Annotated in this window: 22 protein-coding genes; 11 read left to right on the forward strand and 11 right to left on the reverse strand. The window is 50.9% G+C overall.

The window, feature by feature from the left end; all coding sequences use genetic code 11:
* Positions 1-217: 217 nt before the first annotated feature.
* Positions 218-1,225, forward strand: a complete 1,008-nt coding sequence (locus tag GKC68_RS01240) for a deacetylase (RefSeq protein ID WP_047714045.1) — start codon at positions 218-220, stop codon at positions 1,223-1,225.
* On the opposite strand, the gene GKC68_RS01245 is transcribed toward GKC68_RS01240, so the two are convergent.
* From GKC68_RS01245 to rfaD, 6 genes are read right to left on the reverse strand one after another with little or no spacing between them, the layout of a single operon-like run.
* The gene (locus GKC68_RS01245) at positions 1,188-2,177 is read right to left on the reverse strand and encodes a glycosyltransferase (RefSeq protein WP_047714044.1); all 990 of its coding nucleotides are present in this window, start codon (positions 2,175-2,177) and stop codon (positions 1,188-1,190) included. The two genes, GKC68_RS01240 and GKC68_RS01245, sit on opposite strands and share 38 nt — an antisense overlap.
* The gene (locus tag GKC68_RS01250; protein ID WP_058706087.1) at positions 2,177-3,433 is read right to left on the reverse strand and encodes an O-antigen ligase family protein; all 1,257 of its coding nucleotides are present in this window, start codon (positions 3,431-3,433) and stop codon (positions 2,177-2,179) included. Before GKC68_RS01250 ends, GKC68_RS01245 begins: the two co-directional genes overlap by 1 nt.
* Positions 3,430-4,599 (reverse strand): glycosyltransferase family 4 protein, encoded by a 1,170-nt coding sequence (locus GKC68_RS01255; RefSeq protein WP_058706088.1) that lies wholly within the window; start codon positions 4,597-4,599, stop codon positions 3,430-3,432. The genes GKC68_RS01250 and GKC68_RS01255 overlap by 4 nt, the downstream gene beginning before the upstream one ends.
* Positions 4,596-5,564: a lipopolysaccharide heptosyltransferase RfaC gene (rfaC, locus tag GKC68_RS01260; protein ID WP_047714258.1), complete on the reverse strand. Its 969-nt coding sequence runs from the start codon at positions 5,562-5,564 to the stop codon at positions 4,596-4,598. The genes GKC68_RS01255 and rfaC overlap by 4 nt, the downstream gene beginning before the upstream one ends.
* Positions 5,552-6,610, reverse strand: coding sequence for an ADP-heptose--LPS heptosyltransferase RfaF (gene rfaF, locus GKC68_RS01265; RefSeq protein WP_342656518.1), 1,059 nt, complete (start codon positions 6,608-6,610; stop codon positions 5,552-5,554). The genes rfaC and rfaF overlap by 13 nt, the downstream gene beginning before the upstream one ends.
* 17 nt (positions 6,611-6,627) lie before the next feature.
* Positions 6,628-7,560, reverse strand: a complete 933-nt coding sequence (gene rfaD, locus GKC68_RS01270) for an ADP-glyceromanno-heptose 6-epimerase (protein WP_014594895.1) — start codon at positions 7,558-7,560, stop codon at positions 6,628-6,630.
* 228 nt (positions 7,561-7,788) lie between these two features.
* Here rfaD and kbl point away from each other — a divergent pair, with 228 nt between their 5' ends.
* Positions 7,789-8,985 carry a glycine C-acetyltransferase gene (gene kbl, locus GKC68_RS01275; protein ID WP_058706092.1) on the forward strand — a complete coding sequence of 399 codons (1,197 nt, stop codon included), beginning with the start codon at positions 7,789-7,791 and terminating at the stop codon, positions 8,983-8,985.
* 9 nt (positions 8,986-8,994) lie between these two features.
* Positions 8,995-10,023: an L-threonine 3-dehydrogenase gene (tdh, locus tag GKC68_RS01280; RefSeq protein ID WP_028723174.1), complete on the forward strand. Its 1,029-nt coding sequence runs from the start codon at positions 8,995-8,997 to the stop codon at positions 10,021-10,023.
* 95 nt (positions 10,024-10,118) lie between these two features.
* On the opposite strand, the gene GKC68_RS01285 is transcribed toward tdh, so the two are convergent.
* Both GKC68_RS01285 and envC read right to left on the reverse strand, forming a co-directional pair.
* A complete protein-coding gene (locus GKC68_RS01285; protein WP_342656519.1) occupies positions 10,119-11,030 on the reverse strand; it encodes a divergent polysaccharide deacetylase family protein in 912 nt (303 codons plus the stop codon).
* Positions 11,031-12,332, reverse strand: a complete 1,302-nt coding sequence (gene envC, locus GKC68_RS01290; protein WP_089529061.1) for a murein hydrolase activator EnvC — start codon at positions 12,330-12,332, stop codon at positions 11,031-11,033.
* Positions 12,333-12,584: 252 nt separating this feature from the next.
* Between envC and GKC68_RS01295 the strand changes: the two genes are divergently transcribed.
* The 5 genes from GKC68_RS01295 to cysE all read left to right on the forward strand — a co-directional run bounded on the left by GKC68_RS01295 (position 12,585) and on the right by cysE (position 15,699).
* Positions 12,585-13,016, forward strand: coding sequence for a rhodanese-like domain-containing protein (locus GKC68_RS01295; RefSeq protein ID WP_342656520.1), 432 nt, complete (start codon positions 12,585-12,587; stop codon positions 13,014-13,016).
* Positions 13,017-13,032: 16 nt separating this feature from the next.
* Entirely contained in the window at positions 13,033-13,287 is a 255-nt protein-coding gene (gene grxC, locus GKC68_RS01300; protein WP_013027716.1) for a glutaredoxin 3, read from the forward strand.
* 36 nt (positions 13,288-13,323) lie between these two features.
* Positions 13,324-13,794 (forward strand): protein-export chaperone SecB, encoded by a 471-nt coding sequence (gene secB / locus GKC68_RS01305; RefSeq protein ID WP_013027715.1) that lies wholly within the window; start codon positions 13,324-13,326, stop codon positions 13,792-13,794.
* Positions 13,794-14,810 (forward strand): NAD(P)H-dependent glycerol-3-phosphate dehydrogenase, encoded by a 1,017-nt coding sequence (gpsA, locus tag GKC68_RS01310; protein WP_173647289.1) that lies wholly within the window; start codon positions 13,794-13,796, stop codon positions 14,808-14,810. The genes secB and gpsA overlap by 1 nt, the downstream gene beginning before the upstream one ends.
* Before the next feature lie 67 nt (positions 14,811-14,877).
* Positions 14,878-15,699, forward strand: a complete 822-nt coding sequence (cysE, locus tag GKC68_RS01315) for a serine O-acetyltransferase (RefSeq protein ID WP_013027713.1) — start codon at positions 14,878-14,880, stop codon at positions 15,697-15,699.
* Here the strand turns inward: cysE and trmL are convergent.
* Genes trmL through cpxR form a run of 3 tightly spaced genes read right to left on the reverse strand, consistent with a single transcriptional unit; the run spans position 15,696 to position 18,276 of the window.
* Positions 15,696-16,169, reverse strand: coding sequence for a tRNA (uridine(34)/cytosine(34)/5-carboxymethylaminomethyluridine(34)-2'-O)-methyltransferase TrmL (trmL, locus tag GKC68_RS01320; protein ID WP_110146238.1), 474 nt, complete (start codon positions 16,167-16,169; stop codon positions 15,696-15,698). The two genes, cysE and trmL, sit on opposite strands and share 4 nt — an antisense overlap.
* A 35-nt stretch (positions 16,170-16,204) precedes the next feature.
* Positions 16,205-17,584, reverse strand: coding sequence for an envelope stress sensor histidine kinase CpxA (gene cpxA / locus GKC68_RS01325; RefSeq protein WP_028723169.1), 1,380 nt, complete (start codon positions 17,582-17,584; stop codon positions 16,205-16,207).
* Positions 17,581-18,276: an envelope stress response regulator transcription factor CpxR gene (gene cpxR / locus GKC68_RS01330; protein WP_342656521.1), complete on the reverse strand. Its 696-nt coding sequence runs from the start codon at positions 18,274-18,276 to the stop codon at positions 17,581-17,583. Before cpxR ends, cpxA begins: the two co-directional genes overlap by 4 nt.
* A 148-nt stretch (positions 18,277-18,424) precedes the next feature.
* On the opposite strand from cpxR, the gene cpxP reads away from it, so the two are divergent.
* From cpxP to fieF, 3 genes are all read left to right on the forward strand, one after another.
* Positions 18,425-18,934: a cell-envelope stress modulator CpxP gene (cpxP, locus tag GKC68_RS01335; RefSeq protein WP_047714251.1), complete on the forward strand. Its 510-nt coding sequence runs from the start codon at positions 18,425-18,427 to the stop codon at positions 18,932-18,934.
* A gap of 824 nt (positions 18,935-19,758) precedes the next feature.
* Positions 19,759-19,923, forward strand: a complete 165-nt coding sequence (locus GKC68_RS01340; protein WP_028723167.1) for a KGG domain-containing protein — start codon at positions 19,759-19,761, stop codon at positions 19,921-19,923.
* Positions 19,924-20,156: 233 nt separating this feature from the next.
* A complete protein-coding gene (gene fieF, locus GKC68_RS01345; protein ID WP_028723166.1) occupies positions 20,157-21,059 on the forward strand; it encodes a CDF family cation-efflux transporter FieF in 903 nt (300 codons plus the stop codon).
* Positions 21,060-21,070: the final 11 nt, after the last annotated feature.

Below are 21,070 nucleotides of genomic sequence, written 5' to 3' on the forward strand. Positions count from 1 at the left end.
GGATCTGACGCAGTTTTTCAATAGGAAAAACACCAAAATTATATTCTAATCAGAGTGTTACAAAACAAATCCCCCGCTGCCCACGGGAATTATCTTAGGTTATCAGACTATTGATGACTACGAATAAAAACCAAACCAATTGCAATTATATTTTTGCGCGGAATGACTACCCTGCGTAACATAGACAGGATAATCTCTACCGATTATTGGATAAGTCATGGATAAACCGGCATTTTTAATCACTCTCGATACGGAAGGCGACAACCTCTGGCGCAACCGCAGCGGCAATGTCACCACACATAATGTCCGCTTTCTACCGCGTTTTCAGTCGCTTTGCGAGAAATACGCGTTCAAACCGACGTGGCTTACTAATTATGAAATGGCTTGCGATCCGGCTTATGTCGAGTTCGGACGAGATCTTCTTGAGCGTAATCAGGGTGAAATAGGCATGCATTTACATGCCTGGTACAGCCCTCCTGACTATGCACTCACGGAGAATGACTGGCGCTACCAGCCTTATTTGATCGAATATCCAGAGTCGATACTGCACGATAAGGTCGCCTATATGACCGACCTGCTTGAAACGGCATTTGAAACTAAAATGCGTAGTCACCGTGCAGGCCGCTGGGCCTTCAATGAAGTTTATGCACGTGCATTGATCGATCATGGCTATCTGGTCGATTGCTCTGTGACGCCGCGCGTGGACTGGCGTAGTTCTCCCGGTGCTCCCCAAGGGAAAGGCGGTACAGATTACCGCCATTTTCCTGACCAGGCCTACTATATCGACATCAACGATATTTCTAAACCTGGCGGCTCAACCTTGCTGGAATTGCCGATGAGCATTCAGTACCGGCATGGCATGTTGAAAAACCAGTTTAAAAAAGTCTGGGACAACCTTAGGGGCAAGTCGAGAGGACCTCGGGTAAACTGGCTGCGGCCTGTGGGCGGGAATCTGGCGCAAATGAAGCATGTCGTTGAGCAAACTCTGTCGCAGGGAAACGACTATGTTGAATTTATGCTGCACTCATCGGAGTTTATGCCTGACGGCAGCCCGACGTTTAAAAACGACGCAGACATTGACCGTCTTTACGATGATTTAGAGCAGCTGTTCAGCTGGCTTCAGGAACGTACCCAGGGTATGACCTTGACCGAATATGCCCTGAAGAAAAAAACGGCACTCGGTGCCGTCACTGATTCGCTTCAGGAACAGATTTGCGGGCCTTAAATCGCAACCACGAAAAAAGCGTATCGACTTCGGGATAGCGCATTTGCCAAAACTTTTTTGTTTTGCAATGGCCCCTGCAAAGGCGTGAGGCTGACTTAATGGCCAGCCTGGTTTGTTTATCATAATGATAATAACCAAAAACCGCTTTCGACATGCTTTTCACTTCATTAAAGCAGTTCACTATCATCCCTGCAGCCAGTCGACGTAGCTTAGTATCAGACTGTGCCATTGCACACATTTTATTCATGGCGAAGAGCATGTCCTCTATGTCGCTCATACGGACATTACGTGTGATGCCCTGCTGATTATCGCGGTAGTAGTAGAGCGTATTTTCAAGATGAGCGATACGCTGTGTTTTGAGATATTGAAATGGCGTAAAGATAACGTCTTCGTAACGTTTGCCGACTTCAAAAGCCTCACCTTCCAGCAGACTGTTTCTGTATATGCGGTTCCATACATGCCACATCGATCGGATAAAAAGCGGACGCAGACAATTTATCCCCTGAGCGGGAAAATCGTAAGCGACACGTTGAGGCAATTCGCTTTCTGATGCTTCAGGGGGCGTGTTTTCAAAGCGTGCGTAGTTAAAATCAATCAGATCGTCTTGATCGGAGAGTAATAACGGTCGGATAACTGATAGATAATTTTTACTGAGTACATCATCAGCATCCAGAAAGGTAATAAATTTTCCTTTAGCTTTTGACAGGCCAACATTGCGGGTTGCGGAAACCCCCTGGTTAGCCTGCTGAATGAATTCAACACAAGCTGAAGGATGAGTCTTGAGAAATTCTTTCACACGCTGAGCTGAGAGGTCTGTCGAACCATCATCAATAATGATGACCTGAATATCAGGATCAATTTGGGTAAACAAGGATGTCAGGCAGGGAACGATATAATCCTGATTATTGTATAGAGGAATAATGATGCTTAGCAGCCAGTCACGCGTTTGCATTACTTCGCTTCCTGTAATACTGACGGTGTTTTGACTAATAAGCCACTGATGATAACGGCCAGACAATAGATGAGGGTTCCCTCAGTGCTGAAAAATATCACGTCGCTTACGCCATAGGTGATCAAAGATGCTGTGACTGCGAAGAGTGCGGGATTGCTGTAAGGCGTGAATGCGCTGCGTAGTAAGCAAAGATATAAAACTGCCAACGCTAACAGACCCACAATGCCCTTAATCGAGAACGTTTCCATTACTTCATTGTGCATATGAACGGTAAGGTAGGTTAATGCCCCATAAAGCGAAGGTTCTTGTGCAACAATCACTTTTGCTTCTGCCGCTCGTTGCTCTGCAGACTCTCCCCACAGGGCTTCAGAGCCCGTGCGAAATGCAACGGTTTGCATGCTTAAGCGTGAGATGATTGAGTTTTCTCCCGTTTGCTCATGCATATGCGCAATATCCTGATTGAACTGCTGTATACGCATAGTGATGACTTTATGAAAAAGTGCAGCGCTGAGCAGGAGCATGATGGGCACCAGAATGAACAGAATAATTTTATGACGACGATTAATTACATGTGTGCTCATTACTACAATCATTAAAGTCAACACGGGATAAGCCAGCATAGCTGCACGGGTTCCAGTCAACAGAATGGAAGCATAGGTAAAGGTGAAAGCAGCCAAAAAAAGCAACACTCTGTGGCGGGTTCTTAAAAGTAATACGGCTTTAATGAATATCAGATTAACTGCGGTAATGATGTAGGCAGCAACCGTTGCTCGATCAAAATTCAGCTCTACACGCGCTATGTGTAAGAAAACCCCCTGATAAATGGCATAGCTATTTACCGCAAGCCCGCAAACAAGGGCTGCCAGCACGGTATGTTTTTGTAGCGCTATCCTTACATTAAGCATCGCCAGTAGAACAAACGCTGCGGCGATTTGTAATCGTCCGGTTGATTGGTACTGCCGGTACAGAGTAATGAAATCGCCAGGTTGTTTATACATGGCTGTCCAGATAATGCTGACGATCCCGACAGCAAAAAACGCACCAGGGAGAATCAGGTTTTTTTTGTCAGCAATGTAAAATCTGAGATGAAAAATGATGACCAGAAAAGCCAGATAGCTGGAAAGATAAAAAACATTCCTGCCAAAGGCCCATCCAAATGGCGAAGTAACAAAGGCGATAGCACAACCGATAAAAATAAGCTGGCTGAAAAAGTTGGCAGGCGCTTCTTTTTTAAAGATTATATGATTTAGTTTCATTTTTTAATTATAACGTCCTTTAAAGCATCGTTGAATTCTGCTTTAAACAGCGCATAGTCGAAATGTTCTACTGTCCAGGCTTTGGCGGCTTCACTAAATCGCTGATACGTTTCAGGCACCGACAAGACTTCAACCGCGTTGGCGCAATCAATATGTGAAATCAGCCTGGCTTCTTCCATAATATCATGGACAGGTTCGTAGACCTGATAGGGGAAATCAACGCGTATACCAGTTAATTTCTCATGCTCATCAACTGTAACGGTGGGGGGTAACCCAATGCCACACTGCTGATGACCAACGACTTCAGGTTGGCCGTCAATCATGGGGAAAATAACCGGTACACCAAAATAAAGTGCTTCCATACAGGAAAGGCCAAATGGCTCAGTGACAGGTGTACTGAGATAGATATCTGTGCGATTAAAAAAGGCGCTCATATCATGCTGAAACCCGCTGAAGGTAACAAACTGACTAATATTCAAACGCTCAGCAAGCGCCACGAAGGCGTCATGATCTGGCCCTTTTCCCGCAATTTCCAAAACAACATTGTGTCCACGTTGGCGTAATTCTTTAAGCGTTAAAAGTCCTACGCTAATGCCTTTCAGGCTAACCTGGCGAGATGCCGTTCCTAGCCTGACCGGATTTTGTAGCGTTCTGATTGCGGAGTTTATCCCCTGCGGCAACATGATTCGGTTTATCACGACGTGATGCGGGCAAGGTAGGTTGAAGCGGTGATGCATCACCCGGTTTGACGCGTATGAGGCAGAAATCACGCCGTCCAGCATTGCCATAAAGTTAAGCGTTTTTTTATTTTTTGGATAACGCCACGAGCAGCCATGATCGTAATAGACCAGAGCAGCCCGCCTGGGTTTTGCTGGCAGTCCTGGAATTAAATCCCAAACCACTATTACATCGGCATCACTTGCTTCGATGCGTTTTTTTAGCAAATATTTCCGAAGAAATTGCGGGACTTTATATTTCAGCCCATTTACCCAACGATTGGCAAAGGTGATTTTTTGTTGAGGAATATGACGACGAATATCATCGTCTATCTCATTACTGATGCATATCACATCATCATTTCCATCCGAAAAATCATTGATGTACTGCAGGAACAGGCGTTCAACACCACCCATTTTTTCAAGGTTGATGATGTGGAGTTTCTTCATACAAGAATCTCAAAGACCATATCTGCGACGTCCTCAGCGCTAATGTCTGCTAATTTGCTGCCCTCTGCAGGCCGCAAAACATACTGATTTTGCCCATAACCCCCAATCAAACCCGGATCGGTGGGGCCGTATAACGTGATATTGGGCCTGTCCAGCGCGGCGGTCAGATGGCTCAGGCCTGTATCTACCGACACTACGGCATCTGCGCCTGCCAACTGCTGTGCTACGGCTTCAAGAGAAAGCTTAGGCAAGACTTCTACGTGCTCAAAACCTTCAGCCAGACGCAGCGCACGCTGATGTTCATGTTCAGCGCCCCACGGCAGCTTTACACGCAAGCCCGCTGGCCGGACACGTTCAATCAACGCTCGCCAGTGAGCTTCTGGCCAGTGCTTGTTATCACGGGTAGTGGCATGAAGAAAGACAAGATAAGGGCTCTCATGCTGTGATAAGGGCTTCAGAAAATGGTCGGCAATTGCATAATCCCCCTGAGACGGGGGTTTATCGTAACCCAGACTTTTAGCAAACAGCTCCCGCGTCCTCTCGACTGCATGTTGTTGCTTGCTGATCTCGTGTTTTTTGTCGTACCACCAGCTGGCGAAAGGTTCTCGCGCGCTGCGGCTGTCCAGGCCGTGTTTAACGCCTTTAGCCAGACGAGTCACAAGCGCGGCACTCTTAATCAGCCCCTGAGCGTCGATCACGATGTCGTAGTCACGAGACTGAAGCTCACGCTTGAAACGCACGCGCTCTTCACGCTGCTGGCTGCCAAACCAGTGTTTACGCCAGCGTCTAATAGCGACAGGCAGAACCTTATCCACCGCCGGATGCCAGGTCGGGATTTGTGCAAAATTTTCTTCCACTACCCAGTCAAAGCGTATTCCGGGCAGGGCATGCATGGCATCGGTGAGTGCTGGCAGCGTATGCAGTACGTCTCCCATGGAGGAGGTTTTGACGATCAGGACGTGCATGTCCCCTCCTGGACTTCGCGCAACAACGTGCTCAATGTTTCATGAACCTGTTCGGGCTGAATATCGATAAGACTTTGGTGATAGCCCTGCCCGGCATCGCCTTTACGTACACGATGATAGCCGCTAATTAAACGGAGAATACGTGCCCGGTCAGACAGGGGCGGCGTAAAGTCAGGGCTGCTGGGACCATATAAGGCGACAAGCGGTCGGTTTAATGCTGCGGCAATATGCATCAGGCCTGAATCATTACTGACCACTGCGTGGCACTGAGCCAGCAGAATAACAGCCTGTTCCAGTTGCGTTTCGCCAGCCAGATTGCGGCAATGTACACGGCTCGCTTCCGGTAGCGAAGACAGGATTTTTTCACCAGTGGCACGATCTTTTGCCGAGCCAAACAGCAGAACCTGATAACCCTCACTGATTAACTGCTGGGCAAGCGTCGCATAGTGAAAATGGGGCCAGCGTTTTGCCGGCCCAAACTCTGCACCGGGACAAAAACCAATCGTCGGCCGCGCCGGAGTCAGCCGAAACTGCGCGGACGTCTCACTTTTTTCCTGTTCACTGACCTGGAGCTGAGGCGTTAATAAGGGTTGCGGCAGTTCCCGCGCAGAGCGGACTGGCGAGTCATAGGCCAGCGCCACATAGCGCTCAACCATCAGCGGAAACGCGGCTTTATCCAGTACCCGACAATCGTTTAACAGGCCGTAACGCATTTCTCCACGCCAGCCAATACGGCGCTTGATCCCGGCAAAAAAGGGAACCAGCGCTGATTTAAAAGAGTTGGGTAAAACATAAGCGCGGTCATAATGGCTGGCCTGGAGCGATTTGCCCAGTCGACGGCGCTCCCCAAGCGCTAACGCGCCATGACCCAGCGGCATCGCCAGCGCCTGATTCACTTCAGGCATCCGTGAAAGTAAAGGACGGCACCACGCAGGTGCCATCACATCAATCACTGCGTCAGGATGTTCGGCCTTGAGGGTACGATAGAGACTTTGCGACATCATCATATCGCCGACCCACGACGGGCCGATCACCAGAATTTTCATTACCGGTATCTATTCCTTTAGACGTTGCGATTTAACCAAACCATATATTCAGATACGCCCTGTGCCACGGTCTTAAACGGTTTGTCGTAACCCGCTGCGCGTAATTTAGACAGGTCGGCCTGCGTATAAGCCTGGTAGCGGCCTTTCAGCTTGTCAGGGAAAGGAATGTACTCAATCTGGCCTTTCTGGTGAAAATTAAGCACCGCATCTGCCACTTCCTGGAAGGATTCGGCGCGGCCTGTTCCACAGTTATAGATGCCGGAAATCCCATTCTCCCAGCACCACAGATTCACCGACACCACATCATCGACATGAATAAAATCACGTTTAAAGCCGTCGCTGCCTTCAAACAGCTTTGGATTTTCATCATTGCTGATCTGCGTGTTTAAATGAAACGCCACGCTTGCCATGCTGCCTTTATGACTTTCACGCGGGCCGTAAACGTTAAAGTAGCGAAAGCCGCATACCGGCGAGGAGGCTTCAGGCAGGATCTGACGCACGTAGTGGTCGAACAGCATTTTTGAATAGCCGTAGACATTCAGTGGCTGTTCGTACTGGCGCTCTTCAATGAAATTCTCGTTGCGTCCACCATAGGTGGCGGCAGAAGAAGCGTAAAGGAACGGAATTTCACGCTCAAGACAGAAGTGCAGCAGATCTTTAGAGTACTGATAGTTATTATCCATCATGTACTTACCGTCCCACTCGGTGGTGGCTGAGCAGGCACCTTCGTGAAAAACGGCTTCAATCGGACCAAGATCTTCACCTGACATGATATAGGTCAGGAATTCTTCTTTATCCATGTAATCAGCGATATCCAGATCGGCCAGATTCACGAACTTGGTGCCATCTTTAAGGTTATCCACGACCAGAATGTCGTTGTGACCGCGATCGTTCAGCGTTTTGACAATATTGCTGCCGATCATTCCTGCGCCACCGGTTACGATAATCATACTGTTACCTTTAAAGTTTTGAGTTGAAACGGGACATTTCACACGTAATGCCTACATCATAACATTTCATCCCGCTCCGGACAGCCAGATGACTCTGTAAGGTCCTGCACATCCAACATAATGACGTGAACTATGCTGCAAAATTAACATTCTCCTGGTCGATTAAGCGTAGAAAGGCGATATGTTCAGTAATATTTGCCAGATTTCCACCTTATCAGGAGCAGGATAATGCCAGCGCATTTTTACCAACATATCCGACAGCAACTCGACGCCGCCCAGCGTGAAGGTTTATTCAAAAAAGAACGTATTATCACCTCCGCTCAGCAGGCTGAAATTAAGGTCGGGCCCGATCGTCCCGTGATTAACTTTTGCGCGAATAACTACCTGGGTTTGGCCAACCACCCAGCCTTAATTCAGGCAGCCAAAGAGGGCATGGATTCGCACGGTTTTGGCATGGCATCCGTGCGTTTTATCTGCGGTACTCAGGATATACACAAACAGCTGGAAAAAAAGCTCGCCGATTTTCTGGGAATGGAGGACGCCATTCTTTACTCTTCCTGTTTTGACGCCAACGGCGGGCTGTTTGAAACCTTACTGGGTGCGGAAGATGCCATCATCTCTGATGCACTCAATCATGCATCGATCATTGATGGTGTACGCCTGTGTAAAGCACAGCGCTATCGTTACGCTAACAATGATATGGCGCAACTGCGCGACCGCCTGAAGGAAGCCAGGGATAACGGGGCGAAGACCATTATGATTGCCACGGACGGCGTGTTCTCAATGGACGGCGTGATCGCCAATCTGAACGCCATTTGCGATCTTGCAGACGACTATTCCGCCCTTGTCATGGTCGATGATTCCCATGCGGTTGGCTTTGTCGGAAGTACCGGTCGCGGAACGCATGAGTATTGCGACGTCATGGGCCGGGTCGACATTATCACCGGCACTCTGGGCAAGGCGCTGGGCGGCGCATCAGGCGGTTACACTGCAGCCAAAGCTGAGGTGGTGGAATGGCTGCGTCAGCGCTCACGGCCTTATCTGTTCTCTAACTCGCTGGCACCGGCTATTGTCGCGGCGTCTCTTCGCGTACTGGATTTATTAAGCGAAGGCGACGGTTTGCGTCAGCGCCTGTGGGACAACGCCCGTTTCTTCCGCGAAAAAATGACATCGGCAGGTTTTACGCTGGCCGGCGCCGATCATGCGATCATTCCAGTCATGCTGGGAGAAGCCAGCGTCGCGCAGGAATTTGCTCAGTTGTTACAGCAGGAGGGCATCTATGTCACCGGGTTTTTCTATCCGGTTGTGCCAAAAGGTCAGGCACGCATCCGAACCCAAATTTCAGCAGCACACAGCCAGCAGCAACTTGAAACGGCGGTGGCAGCTTTCACGCGCATTGGTAAACAACTTGGCGTCATTGCCTGAGGATTAACCATGAAAGCACTGGCTAAGTTGAAAAAAGAGCAGGGCATCTGGATGGTGACTGATGCGCCGGTTCCCGAACCGGGTCACAACGATCTGCTGATAAAAATTCGTAAAACCGCCATCTGTGGGACAGACGTACATATTTACAACTGGGACGACTGGTCGCGTAAAACCATCCCGGTACCCATGATTGTCGGCCACGAATATGTCGGTGAAGTGGTGGCTATTGGTCAGGAGGTTAAAGGGTTTAACATTGGCGATCGGGTTTCGGGTGAGGGGCATATCACCTGTGGGCACTGCCGAAACTGCCGCGCAGGCCGTACCCATCTCTGTCGAAATACCCAAGGCGTTGGCGTTAACCGACAGGGATGCTTTGCAGAGTATCTGGTTATTCCCGCCTTTAATGCATTTAAAATTCCCGACAATATTTCCGACGATCTGGCAGCGATTTTTGACCCGTTTGGCAACGCGGTACATACCGCCTTATCCTTCGACCTGGTTGGTGAAGACGTACTCATTTCCGGTGCCGGCCCTATTGGTATTATGGCGGCTGCGGTGTGCCGCCATGTGGGTGCGCGGAATGTCGTGATTACGGACATTAATGACTACCGGCTTGAACTGGCCCGCAAGATGGGCGTGACCTGCGCGGTCAATGTCGCCAGGCAAGATCTGCGTGAAGTCATGCATGCGCTGGACATGAAAGAAGGCTTTGACGTGGGATTAGAAATGTCAGGTGCACCGCCCGCTTTCCGAACCTTGCTTGAGGTGATGAATCACGGTGGGCGGTTGGCCTTACTGGGCATTCCTCCGGGAGAAATGGCTATTGACTGGAACCTGGTGATCTTTAAAGGGCTGTTTATCAAGGGCATATACGGGCGTGAGATGTTTGAAACCTGGTACAAGATGGCCGCGCTGATTCAGTCAGGTTTGGATCTCACCCCGATTATCACTCACCGTTACCCGATTGATGACTTCCAGCAGGGTTTTGATGAAATGCGCTCGGGGCATTCAGGAAAGGTGATTCTGAGCTGGGAGTGATTGCGCCCACAAGTGTTATACCTAGAGACGGCAGGATCATGTTTGTCTAATTAGCGTTACCGTTCTGCACCGGGTTTTGCCTGGTGCAGCCGGTTTCAGAAGAGCTTATCAATTTGGTGATAGAGTGGGCTTTCTGTGATGCTCTTAACAATCACGCTCAGTGCGCGCGTAGCAGGCACCGGTGCCAGCGGCTGCTTCACTTTACACTCACCCGGTGGCAGGAAGCCTTGCGATGGCTTGTCAGGTGATGTGGTTTTAGCCGGCGATGTGTTGCCGTTGTGCAGCGGCGCATTTAATAACTGCCCCGGCGTCACCAGCGTGATATCTGCAGGCAAAGTGGGCAACATTTGTTGCAGCACCCGCACGGTATTGGGATGCGGATGACCGATCGCAATCGCGTAGCCATCACGCTGGGCCAGCTTGACTGCCCGGCTGAACTGCTGTCGGATCGCATTGATGTCCTGACTGTCATCTAAAAATACGCGACGCTTTAGCACCCTGACGTGCGTTCCCTGTGCAGCCTGCAGTGACTGACTGTTACCAATCGTCATGCTGTCGAGAAAGTACAGATTGTATTGATTCAGCGCCTGCATGACTTTTTGCATACCCTGCAGGCTCGATGTCATTTTGCTGCCCATATGGTTATTCAGCCCCACGGCATAGGGGACATTGTTGACCGCACTACGGATGATGCGATCGATTTCCGCGCGGCTCATTTCAGGCGTTAAGGTGTTTTTCTCAAGCGGTTGCTTACTTAACGGCGCCATAGGCAGGTGAATCAGAACTTCACGGCCGCCCTGATGCGCTTTGATGGCCATCTGACGTGCATAGGGCGCATCAGGAAGCACCGCGACAGAGATCGCCTGCGGCATTTGCAGCACTTTATTTTCTTCCGTAGGTCGATAGCCGAAATCATCAATGACAATGGCGAGCTTAGCGGCCAGGGACGCGAAACTGAGCAACAGTCCGCACAGCAAGGCGGTAATCTGGTAACGATGAACTAACACTTATTTTCCCAACCACGGAACTGGATTGACCGCTTTACCCTGACGCCGGATTTCAAAATAGAGCGAAGGCGTGCCGCGACCACCGCTGGTGCCCACCAGCGCGATGGGCTGACCGGCCTTCACCTGGGCACCTACGCTGACGAGGGCGCTTTGGTTATAGCCATACAGGCTCATATCCCCTTTACCATGCTCGATAACTACGACCAGACCATAGCCCTGCAACCAGTCAGCCATCAACACACGACCATCGGCAATGGCTTTGACCTCAGTGCCTTCCGGAGCCGCAATGACCAGGCCTTTCCAGCGTAATTCGCCTTGCAGTTCCTCTCCGAACCGATGTTCGACGCGTCCGCGCACCGGCCAGATATCCTGACCGTTGGGCCGTCCCAGCCCGCCTGTTCGCGCCATCAGCTCGCGCTCGCTTTGTGTGGGCTGATAACTGGAGCCTTTCGCTTTCGCCTGCACCTGACGCTGACGCACTTTTTCTGCCTCACGTGCCTCACGGGCGGCGCGTTCACGCGCTTCTCGCTCGGCACGAGCGATTTTATCTTGCAGGCGGCTTTCGTTCTGGCGCATCTCAACCAGGTCAGCCTGATCCTTCTGCAGGGCGCTCTCCAGGGACGTGAGCGTTTTTTTACGCGCGGCGCTGGCTTGCTGGAGTTTGTCTTGTTGTTCTTGCTGCTGGGTTAACAGCGTTTTCTGCTGCTGTTGCTTTTGTTCCAGCGACGCGCGCTGTTGGGCTAATTCCTGACGGGTGGTTTGCAGGGCGGTGATATTTTCCTGACGTGCGGTGTTCAGATAGCCAAAGTAGGCGAGGATACGTTCGCTACGCTGGCTTTCTTCACCGCCTAACAGAAGTTGCAAACCTTTGTGCTGCCCCTGGCGAAAGGCGGCGTCCAGCTGTTCTGCAAGCAGCTTTTCCTGCTGGGCCTGCTGCTTTTCAAGACGGGAAACCGAGGCGGTGACCTGGGTAATCTCACCGTTCAGGGCCGAAAGGCTGTTACGGGTTTCCCGTAGCTGTCGACTTGCCTGAGCAATGATCTTTTCCTGACTTTGCAGCTGATTAAGTAACTGGCTGCGCTGAACCTTTTGGGCTTTTACGCTTTTTTCTTTTTCGGCAATTTCTTGCTGGATAGATTTCAGCTGGGCTTTGTTGTCATCCGCCGATAAGCCGGGAGGAGGAAACAACAATATGCCCGCATAAAGCAGGCTAAAAGACAGGGCGGACAAGCGTGTAAACAACGGCAGGGGACGACCGTTGTAACGAGTCCATGTTGGTAGAACGGTTGTCTTTCCCTTCATAGGCCGATGATTATTCCACGATGAACAGTTGCTTACCAGCATTGCCGACCGGCTTTTGCTTTCGGAGTGCGATCCATTTTTATCAGGACAAGGGACAAGCGCCACGACATTTTTGCCATTCAGCCAATTTTTTTGGAAAATGACGCACAAATCGTCACTCTGTCCGCTTAGCGTCTGTACATGCGAAGTGGCGCAGGTATACTCAGAAGCCTTGTTTTAGCTTATTAGCCCGGTCTGGAGTCGTTACCCCTCATGCAAGAAATTATGCAGTTTGCAAGCAATCACCCTATCCTGAGTCTGGCATGGGTCGTCTTACTCTTACTGGTGATTGTGACTACCGTTAAAGGAATGTTCTCTAAAGTAAAAACTATCAGTCGAGGCGAAGCAACCCGACTCATTAACAAAGAGGACGCGGTAGTGGTAGACGTGCGTTCGCGTGATGATTACCGCAAGGGGCACATTTCGGGCGCGATAAATGTGGCTGCAGCAGATATCAAGAAAGGCAGTTTAGGCGAGTTGGAAAAGCATAAAGCGCAGCCCATAATTGTTGTATGCGCAACCGGACAAAGCGCGGCAGATCCTGCTGCCCATCTGAGCGCGGCTGGATTTACCCAGGTTGCCGTTCTGAAAGACGGTATCAGTGGTTGGAGCGGCGAAAATCTGCCGTTGGTTCGCGGTAAATAATCATCCTGAGGTCCCTATGGCAAATGTTGAAATTTACATCAAAGCAACCTGTCCTTATTGCCACCGGGCAAAAGCGCTGCTGAGTCAAAAAGGCGTGGCGTTTCAGGAGATTCCCATCGATGGGGACATGGCAAAACGCGAAGAGATGATTAAGCGCAGTGGCCGGACTACCGTGCCGCAGATCTTTATCGACGGTCAGCATATTGGCGGTTGCGATGATCTGATGGCGCTCAACGATCGTGCAGGTTTAGATCCGTTACTACAGGCGTAATTACGCCAGACATATTAACTTACAGGACTTAGTCACATGTCAGAACATAACACCAACGAAATGCAATTTCAGATTCAGCGCGTTTACACGAAAGACATTTCTTTTGAAGCGCCGAACGCGCCACAAGTGTTTCAGAAAGAGTGGGAACCAGACGTTAAGCTGGATCTGGACACGGCTTCTTCGCAGCTGGCTGATGAAGTGTATGAAGTGGTGCTGCGTGTGACTGTAACCGCGACCGTTGGCGAAGATACCGCTTTCCTGTGTGAAGTGCAGCAGGCGGGCATTTTCACCATCGGCGGTATCGACGGCACTCAGATGGCGCATTGCCTGGGCGCTTACTGCCCGAATATTCTGTTCCCTTATGCCCGTGAATGCATCACCAGTCTGGTTTCTCGTGGTACGTTCCCGCAGCTTAACCTCGCGCCGGTGAACTTTGATGCGCTGTTTATGAACTATCTGCAGCAGCAGCAAGGCGAAGAAGGTGCCGCGCAACATCAGGATGCCTGATGACTACTCACGCTTCGATTAGCGTCATCGGTGCCGGTTCGTACGGCACCGCTTTGGCGATTACGCTGGCCCGTAATGGCCATCCCGTGTTGTTGTGGGGGCATAATCCCGCCCACATGGCACAGTTGCAGTCAGACCGCTGCAATCTCGCTTTCCTGCCTGATGTTCCCTTTCCCGATAACCTGACGATTGAACCCGATCTCGCCAGGGTCATTGCGGCCAGCCGCGATCTACTGGTGGTCGTACCCAGCCACGTCTTTGGCGAAGTGCTGACCCAGATCAAACCTGGCTTACGTGAGGACTCGCGTATCGTCTGGGCGACGAAAGGGCTGGAAAAAGAAACCGGTCGTTTGCTGCAGGACGTCGCCCGGGAAATCCTGGGTGAGGCCATTCCGCTGGCGGTGATATCTGGCCCAACCTTCGCGAAAGAACTGGCCGCGGGTTTACCTACGGCGATTGCGCTGGCGGCAACCGATACGCAGTTTGCGGATGATCTGCAAACGCGGTTGCACTGCGGCAAAAGTTTCCGCGTGTATAACAATCCCGATTTTATCGGCGTTCAGCTGGGTGGCGCGGTTAAAAACGTGATCGCGATTGGTGCTGGGATGTCGGACGGTATCGGATTTGGCGCGAATGCACGAACGGCATTAATCACTCGTGGACTGGCAGAGATGAGCCGTCTTGGCGCGGCGTTGGGTGCCGATCCTACGACGTTTATGGGGATGGCTGGCCTGGGCGATTTGGTGCTGACCTGTACCGATAATCAGTCGCGTAACCGCCGCTTTGGCATGATGTTGGGGCAGGGTGAAGAGGTCGATGGCGCACAACGCATTATCGGACAAGTTGTAGAAGGTTACAGAAACACGAAAGAAGTCAAAGCGCTGGCTGCACGCGTCGGGGTTGAAATGCCCATTACGGAGCAGATTTATCAGGTGCTCTATTGCGGAAAACCGGCACGAGATGCAGCATTAAGCCTGCTGGGGCGTTCGAGGAAGGACGAAAACAGCACAAACTAAAGCAGGAAGCCAGGCATCATCACCTGCAGCGCCGGTCAAGGCGCTTTTTTTATCGGGAGAAAACAGCATGTCGTCTGATGAGTTAGAACTGGTCTGGGACAATATCAAGGCGGAAGCACGCGCGCTGGCAGACTGCGAGCCAATGCTGGCCAGCTTTTACCATGCGACATTGCTGAAGCATGAGAATCTTGGCAGTGCTCTGAGCTATATGCTGGCCAATAAGCTGGCGAATCCGATCATGCCTGCTATCGCTATTCGTGAAGTGGTAGAAGAAGCATACCGTGAAGATCCCTCAATGATTGCGTCTGCAGCTTGTGATATTCAGGCGGTTCGCCTGCGCGATCCTGCGGTTGATAAATATTCCACGCCGCTGCTTTATCTGAAAGGCTTTCATGCGCTTCAGGCGCATCGTATCGGGCACTGGCTGTGGAATGAAGGCCGACGCGCCCTGGCCGTTTATCTGCAAAACGAAGTCTCAGTCTCCTTTGCGGTTGATATTCATCCGGCTGCCAAAATTGGTCATGGGATCATGCTGGATCATGCCACCGGGATTGTGATCGGTGAAACCGCCGTTGTGGAAAATGATGTATCAATCCTGCAGTCAGTAACGCTTGGCGGCACCGGAAAAACCAGCGGCGACCGCCATCCGAAAATTCGTGAAGGGGTAATGATCGGCGCGGGTGCGAAAATCCTCGGTAATATCGAGGTAGGCCGTGGTGCCAAGATTGGTGCCGGCTCCGTGGTGTTGCAATCTATCCCTCCACATACCACCGCCGCCGGGGTTCCTGCGCGCATCGTCGGTAAGCCCGGCAGTGAAAAGCCGTCAATGGATATGGATCAACACTTTAACGGTAACGGTGCAGGCTTCCAGTTTGGCGATGGTATTTAAGATTTAATCAGTGCGCCAGCATAGTCGAGTTGGCGCCACGCTTCGTAAACCACTACCGATACCGCGTTGGACAGGTTCATGCTACGGCTTTCCGCCATCATCGGAATGCGGATTTTTTGCGCTGGGGGTAGAGCCTGTAATATCTCTGCGGGTAACCCGCGGCTTTCCGGTCCAAACAGCAAATAATCCCCAGACTGATAGTTGACCGCACTGTGTGCGGGCGTGCCTTTGGTGGTCAGCGCAAACAGGCGCTCAGGCTGCTCAGTAGCGATGAAAGCCTGATAGTCAGCATGAAATTTGATGGCGGTAAATTCGTGATAATCCAGCCCGGCGCGACGCAGGCGCTTATCGTCCCAGGCAAAGCCCAGTGGCTCAATCAGGTGGAGCTGAAAACCGGTATTGGCGCACAGGCGAATAATATTGCCGGTGTTAGGTGGGATTTCTGGTTCAAATAATACGATGTTAAGCATATGGCCCCCGATAACGAGGGCCGAAGCATAGCAAATTATTGCCTTGCAGAGGAGTAAAGTGGTAGCCAGATAGTGAGGCGCAGTCCACCCAGCGGGCTGTCATCCGCTTTGACCCACCCGCGATGTTGCTGTATTGCCGTTTCCACAATCGCCAGCCCCAGGCCAGTTCCGCCGGATTCCCTGTCCCGCGCTTCATCAGTGCGGTAGAAAGGACGAAATATCTGCTCGCGATCCTCCGGGCTGACGCCAGGACCGTCATCGTCAACGTGCACGGTAATACCCGAGATATCCACGGAAAAACTGACGCTGATATGCGTGTGCGAGTAGCGCAACGCATTACGGACGATGTTCTCCAGTGCGCTTTCCAGCGCATGTGGATTGCCATAGAGCGGCCAGGGGCCTGGAGGATAGGGAATCTCCAGCGTCTTGCCCATTTGTTCCGCTTCAAACCTGGCGTCTTCCAACACGTCATTCCAGAGCTGGTTTGCCTTCATGGCTTCGCTGACCAGCGCGTTCTTATGCTGGGTTCTCGACAGCACCAACAGGTCATTAATCATGCCGTCAAGCCGCTGAGCTTCCATCTCGATGCGCTCCAGCTCTTTGCCTTCACCGTGACGGCGACGCAACAGGGCGGTAGCCAGCTGAAGTCTCGTCAGCGGCGTACGTAATTCGTGGCTGATGTCGGAAAGCAAGCGTTGCTGACCGTTCATCATGCGCTCCAGCGCACTCACCATTTGATTAAAGCTGGAGCCGGCGGCCAGAAACTCCTGCGGGCCCGATTCCAGTTCAGGATGTTGACGCAGGTTGCCGCTGGCCACTTCATCCGCAGCATATTTGAGTTTACGCGCAGGACGCGCCAGGCTCCACGCCAGCCAGAGCAGAAGCGGTGAGCTAATCAGCATGGTAACGATAAGCAGTAGCAAAGGCCGGTCAAACAGCAGATTGATAAAGTCCAGTTGAGAACTACTGGCAGGGCGAATCAGGTAAAGTTGATAGTTATCCTCCCCATCCCGAACGGCGAAAGGGCCCACCATTTCGACGCGACCGTACTTTTTCTTCTGTGGATGATCGGCATTGTCTGACTGACCGATAAAGTTACGGATAACCTGCATTTCATTATGCTGCGCGCCAATTACCCGGCCTTCGCTGGTGACTAACAGCAATCGCTGACCGGGCGGTGCCCATTTCTCAATCGCGCGAAATAAGCGCCGCCACCACATCAAATCGTTAGGGGGATCGCGCATTAACTCCGCTTCAACGTGCTGCTCTATCATCGTTCCCTGACGCTGCTCACTTTCCATCAGCGACGTCATCTGACGTGAATCAAGCTTGGGTACCATGAGCACCAGCATCAATACCAGCGCCAGCGTCAGCCAGAAAATAGCAAAGATGCGGGTAGTCAAACTTCCTATCATGATGCAGAAACCATCAGATAGCCGCGGCCACGTAAGGTCTTAAACCACGGATGCCCGTCACGGCGGTCAGGGAGCTTACGGCGCAGGTTAGAGATGTGCATGTCAATGGCGCGGTCAAAAGGCGTAAGGCGCTTGCCCAGCACTTCCTGGCTAAGGTGCTCGCGAGAGACAACCTGCCCAAGATGCTGTGCCAGAAGATAAAGCAAGGTGAATTCCGTTCCGGTGAGATCCAGCGTCTCGCTGTCGAAACTGGCTTCCTGACGGCCCGGATTCAGCCGCAGGCAGTCAACTTCCAGCGTGGGTGAACTGTTATCGTGCTGCTGCTGTTCACTCCAGTTTGAGCGACGCAAAATGGCGCGAATACGCGCGACCAGCTCACGATCGTTAAAGGGTTTAGGCAAATAGTCATCGGCACCCAGTTCAAGGCCCAGCACGCGATCCAGTTCGCTTCCGCGTGCGGTAAGCATAATGACGGGCGTCTGATACTGCTGGCGTAATTCTTTCAGGGTGTCGATACCGTTTTTCTTCGGCATCATGACATCCAGTAAAAGCAGATCAATTGAGTTATCAAGCAGGTTCAACGCTTGTTCACCATCGCTGGCGACCACGACTTCAAACCCTTCCATTTCCAACAGCTCTTTCAAAAGCGAAGTTAATTCGCGGTCATCATCTACCAACAGGATTTTATTCATTTTTGTAGCCCTCCGCAGGCAAAATAGCGTGTTACCATGATACCAATCCATCGATTTACGTACTTTTACACCCCCTGACGGATGTTTGCAGCTATCGCCGTACACTGGCTATCGTTGAATCGCAAAACAGAACGAACTGGAGTAAACGATGCGCAAATTAACCGCCGTCGTTATTGCCTCAGCGATGGTTCTCTGTAACGCCAGCGCAAGAGCAGCAGAGCCGATGGCGCCTGATGATGTGCATCACGGCGAATTTACGACAGGCAGTATGACGCAAAATTCGCAAAGTCACATGTTCGACGGCATTGAGTTGACGGAACATCAGCGGCAGCAGATGCGTGACCTTATGCAGCAAGCCCGACACGATCGTCCGGCAACGAATATTGATGATATCGCAGCCATGCATGATTTGGTGACTGCAGATAATTTTAACGAAGCGGCCATCCGCAGCAAGGCAGAAGCTATTGCCAGAGTTCAGGTAGAGCAGCAGGTTGAGATGGCGCGCGTTCGTAATCAGATGTACCACCTGTTAACGCCGGAGCAGCAGGCCGCGTTACAAAAGAATTATGAGCGGCGTTTAAATTCCTTACGCAAGCTTTCGAATCTGCAGCCCGCATCATCGCTGCAACCCGTGAGTCGTACCAGTAGTAACCAGTAGTAAATAGTATCCCTGTTTTCCTTGCCATAGACACATCCCTGTCTTCCCCCTCATGATGAGGGGGTTTTTTTTATCAGGTACGTATTCAAAAATCCTTTCAAATCAAGGCTGCTAAAAACCCCTTTTAAGCATCTGTAAGCCGCCTTAAGCGGCATCAGTGTAGACAATATATAGACAATATTTGCTATACATTTAGGCCTCCTTCAGGCGGATTACGCGTAATCGCATCCATCAAATCGTCAGGTGCAAGATGAGCATCAGCAGCCGTTTGCTTAATGCTGGCATAGCCTAAAATCGCCTGTAACGAGATGAGGTTTCTGCCGTTCATCACGACCAACGGCTGAACGTATGCCGCAAGATATGCATAGGTTGATGCCTGGGTATATCTGGCTTCGCCAGTTTCATTAATGTGCAGAATTGTTCTGGCTCACTTTGAACCAGGAATCCCTTTTCATCTCATGATGTTTTTATCTGCGATTTATCATTTACGATGAATTTACAATTAATCGGGTAGTTAAAAAAAGAGAAAACACCGTTGGTTTTATTCCTGTTTTTCAGGGGGCTGTTTTTCTTGCCCGTTTTTCGATCTAAGATATTTCACTTTTCTTTCATATTTTAAATACATGATAAGTAAAACTTATTTAAGTTTTTTCTTTATTTTTATTTATATTTCAATCAGCTGCAAATATCCCGCTCCGCTTGCACGCTAATTGCGCAGTTCTACACTTAAGTTGTCTCAGCATGGAAGCCGATGTACTTACGAAATTAACGGAGAGCAGTAACCACATCATGTAGTCCGAATTAACCTATTAACGGAGTAAATTATGGCAGAGCATCGTGGTGGTTCAGGTAATTTCGCAGACAACCCGCAAAAAGCGTCTGAAGCCGGTAAAAAAGGTGGTAAGAGCAGCGGCAATGGCGGCGGCGGTAATTTTAAAAATAACCCCGAAAAAGCCTCCGAAGCGGGCAAGAAAGGCGGCAAAAAGTAACGGCTGCTAAGCACTGAACCAAATCTGCACGTTGATTTGGCGCTTACCCAGGTAGGCAATCCGCCCCGTCTCTCTATCAGGACGGGGCGGAGTACTTTTATCCTTTTAGAAATGCCATTTCATCCCGCTTCTTCGCCGTTCAGACAGTCAGGCGAGACGCCTTCTGTAGTGTTAAACTTAGCCTTTCTCTCATACTGCGTTACGTTTTCAGTAATATGTCTATGGAGTTCGGCATGCAGGCTTCGTACGGAAAGTTAATCCAGTCTGCGGCAGTCGCGGCGACGCTGCTGGCTTCCGTCTTATTGGTTGTGAAGATTTTTGCCTGGTGGTACACCGGGTCGGTGAGCCTGCTGGCCGCGCTGGTCGATTCCCTGGTAGATATTGCCGCCTCGCTGACCAACCTGCTGGTGGTGCGTTATTCCTTACAGCCCGCCGATGACGATCATACATTTGGTCATGGTAAAGCAGAGTCGCTGGCCGCGCTGGCCCAAAGCATGTTCATTTCGGGTTCAGCCCTTTTCCTCTTTCTTACGGGTATTCAACATCTTGCTTCCCCTAACGAACTGCGCTCGCCGGGCATTGGCATTGTTGTCACCGTCGTAGCGCTGGTTTCGACATTAGTACTGGTCACCTTCCAGCGCTGGGTCGTGCGTAAAACCCGGAGTCAGGCCATTCGCGCAGATATGCTGCACTATCAGTCAGATGTGTTTATGAACGGGGCTATTCTGGTGGCGCTGATATTAAGCAGCTACGGTTTCACGCGCGCTGATGCACTGTTTGCGTTAGGGGTTGGCGTCTATATTCTGTTTAGTGCGCTGCGGATGGGCCATGAAGCCGTTCAGTCTTTACTGGACAGAGCTTTACCCGATGAAGAGCGGCAACAAATTATTGCGATTTCCCTCAACTGGCCGGGGGTGCAGGGCGTACACGATGTGCGTACGCGTCAGTCCGGCCCGACAAAGTTTATCCAGCTTCACGTTGAGCTCGAAGATCAGTTACCCCTCGTCCAGGCTCATCGTATTGCCGATCAGGTCGAGAAAGCGCTGCGAAAAGCGTTTCCCGGTTCTGACGTGATTATTCATCAGGATCCCTGTTCTGTGGTACCGTTTGAAAAGCAGGATTCTTTTAACTTTTAACCTACATGAAT

Source organism: Pantoea sp. RSPAM1, from assembly GCF_038816185.1.
GTDB classification, from domain to species: domain Bacteria; phylum Pseudomonadota; class Gammaproteobacteria; order Enterobacterales; family Enterobacteriaceae; genus Pantoea; species Pantoea ananatis.

Coding starts and splice junctions, on each gene's coding strand:
- GKC68_RS01240 (WP_047714045.1), top strand. CDS start 218: ATGGATAAACCGGCATTTTTAATCACTCTCGATACGGAAGGCGACAAC.
- GKC68_RS01245 (WP_047714044.1), bottom strand. CDS start 2,177: ATGCAAACGCGTGACTGGCTGCTAAGCATCATTATTCCTCTATACAAT.
- GKC68_RS01250 (WP_058706087.1), bottom strand. CDS start 3,433: ATGAAACTAAATCATATAATCTTTAAAAAAGAAGCGCCTGCCAACTTT.
- GKC68_RS01255 (WP_058706088.1), bottom strand. CDS start 4,599: ATGAAGAAACTCCACATCATCAACCTTGAAAAAATGGGTGGTGTTGAA.
- rfaC (WP_047714258.1), bottom strand. CDS start 5,564: ATGCACGTCCTGATCGTCAAAACCTCCTCCATGGGAGACGTACTGCAT.
- rfaF (WP_342656518.1), bottom strand. CDS start 6,610: ATGAAAATTCTGGTGATCGGCCCGTCGTGGGTCGGCGATATGATGATG.
- rfaD (WP_014594895.1), bottom strand. CDS start 7,560: ATGATTATCGTAACCGGTGGCGCAGGAATGATCGGCAGCAATATTGTC.
- kbl (WP_058706092.1), top strand. CDS start 7,789: ATGCCAGCGCATTTTTACCAACATATCCGACAGCAACTCGACGCCGCC.
- tdh (WP_028723174.1), top strand. CDS start 8,995: ATGAAAGCACTGGCTAAGTTGAAAAAAGAGCAGGGCATCTGGATGGTG.
- envC (WP_089529061.1), bottom strand. CDS start 12,332: ATGAAGGGAAAGACAACCGTTCTACCAACATGGACTCGTTACAACGGT.
- GKC68_RS01295 (WP_342656520.1), top strand. CDS start 12,585: ATGCAAGAAATTATGCAGTTTGCAAGCAATCACCCTATCCTGAGTCTG.
- grxC (WP_013027716.1), top strand. CDS start 13,033: ATGGCAAATGTTGAAATTTACATCAAAGCAACCTGTCCTTATTGCCAC.
- secB (WP_013027715.1), top strand. CDS start 13,324: ATGTCAGAACATAACACCAACGAAATGCAATTTCAGATTCAGCGCGTT.
- gpsA (WP_173647289.1), top strand. CDS start 13,794: ATGACTACTCACGCTTCGATTAGCGTCATCGGTGCCGGTTCGTACGGC.
- cysE (WP_013027713.1), top strand. CDS start 14,878: ATGTCGTCTGATGAGTTAGAACTGGTCTGGGACAATATCAAGGCGGAA.
- trmL (WP_110146238.1), bottom strand. CDS start 16,169: ATGCTTAACATCGTATTATTTGAACCAGAAATCCCACCTAACACCGGC.
- cpxA (WP_028723169.1), bottom strand. CDS start 17,584: ATGATAGGAAGTTTGACTACCCGCATCTTTGCTATTTTCTGGCTGACG.
- cpxR (WP_342656521.1), bottom strand. CDS start 18,276: ATGAATAAAATCCTGTTGGTAGATGATGACCGCGAATTAACTTCGCTT.
- cpxP (WP_047714251.1), top strand. CDS start 18,425: ATGCGCAAATTAACCGCCGTCGTTATTGCCTCAGCGATGGTTCTCTGT.
- GKC68_RS01340 (WP_028723167.1), top strand. CDS start 19,759: ATGGCAGAGCATCGTGGTGGTTCAGGTAATTTCGCAGACAACCCGCAA.
- fieF (WP_028723166.1), top strand. CDS start 20,157: ATGCAGGCTTCGTACGGAAAGTTAATCCAGTCTGCGGCAGTCGCGGCG.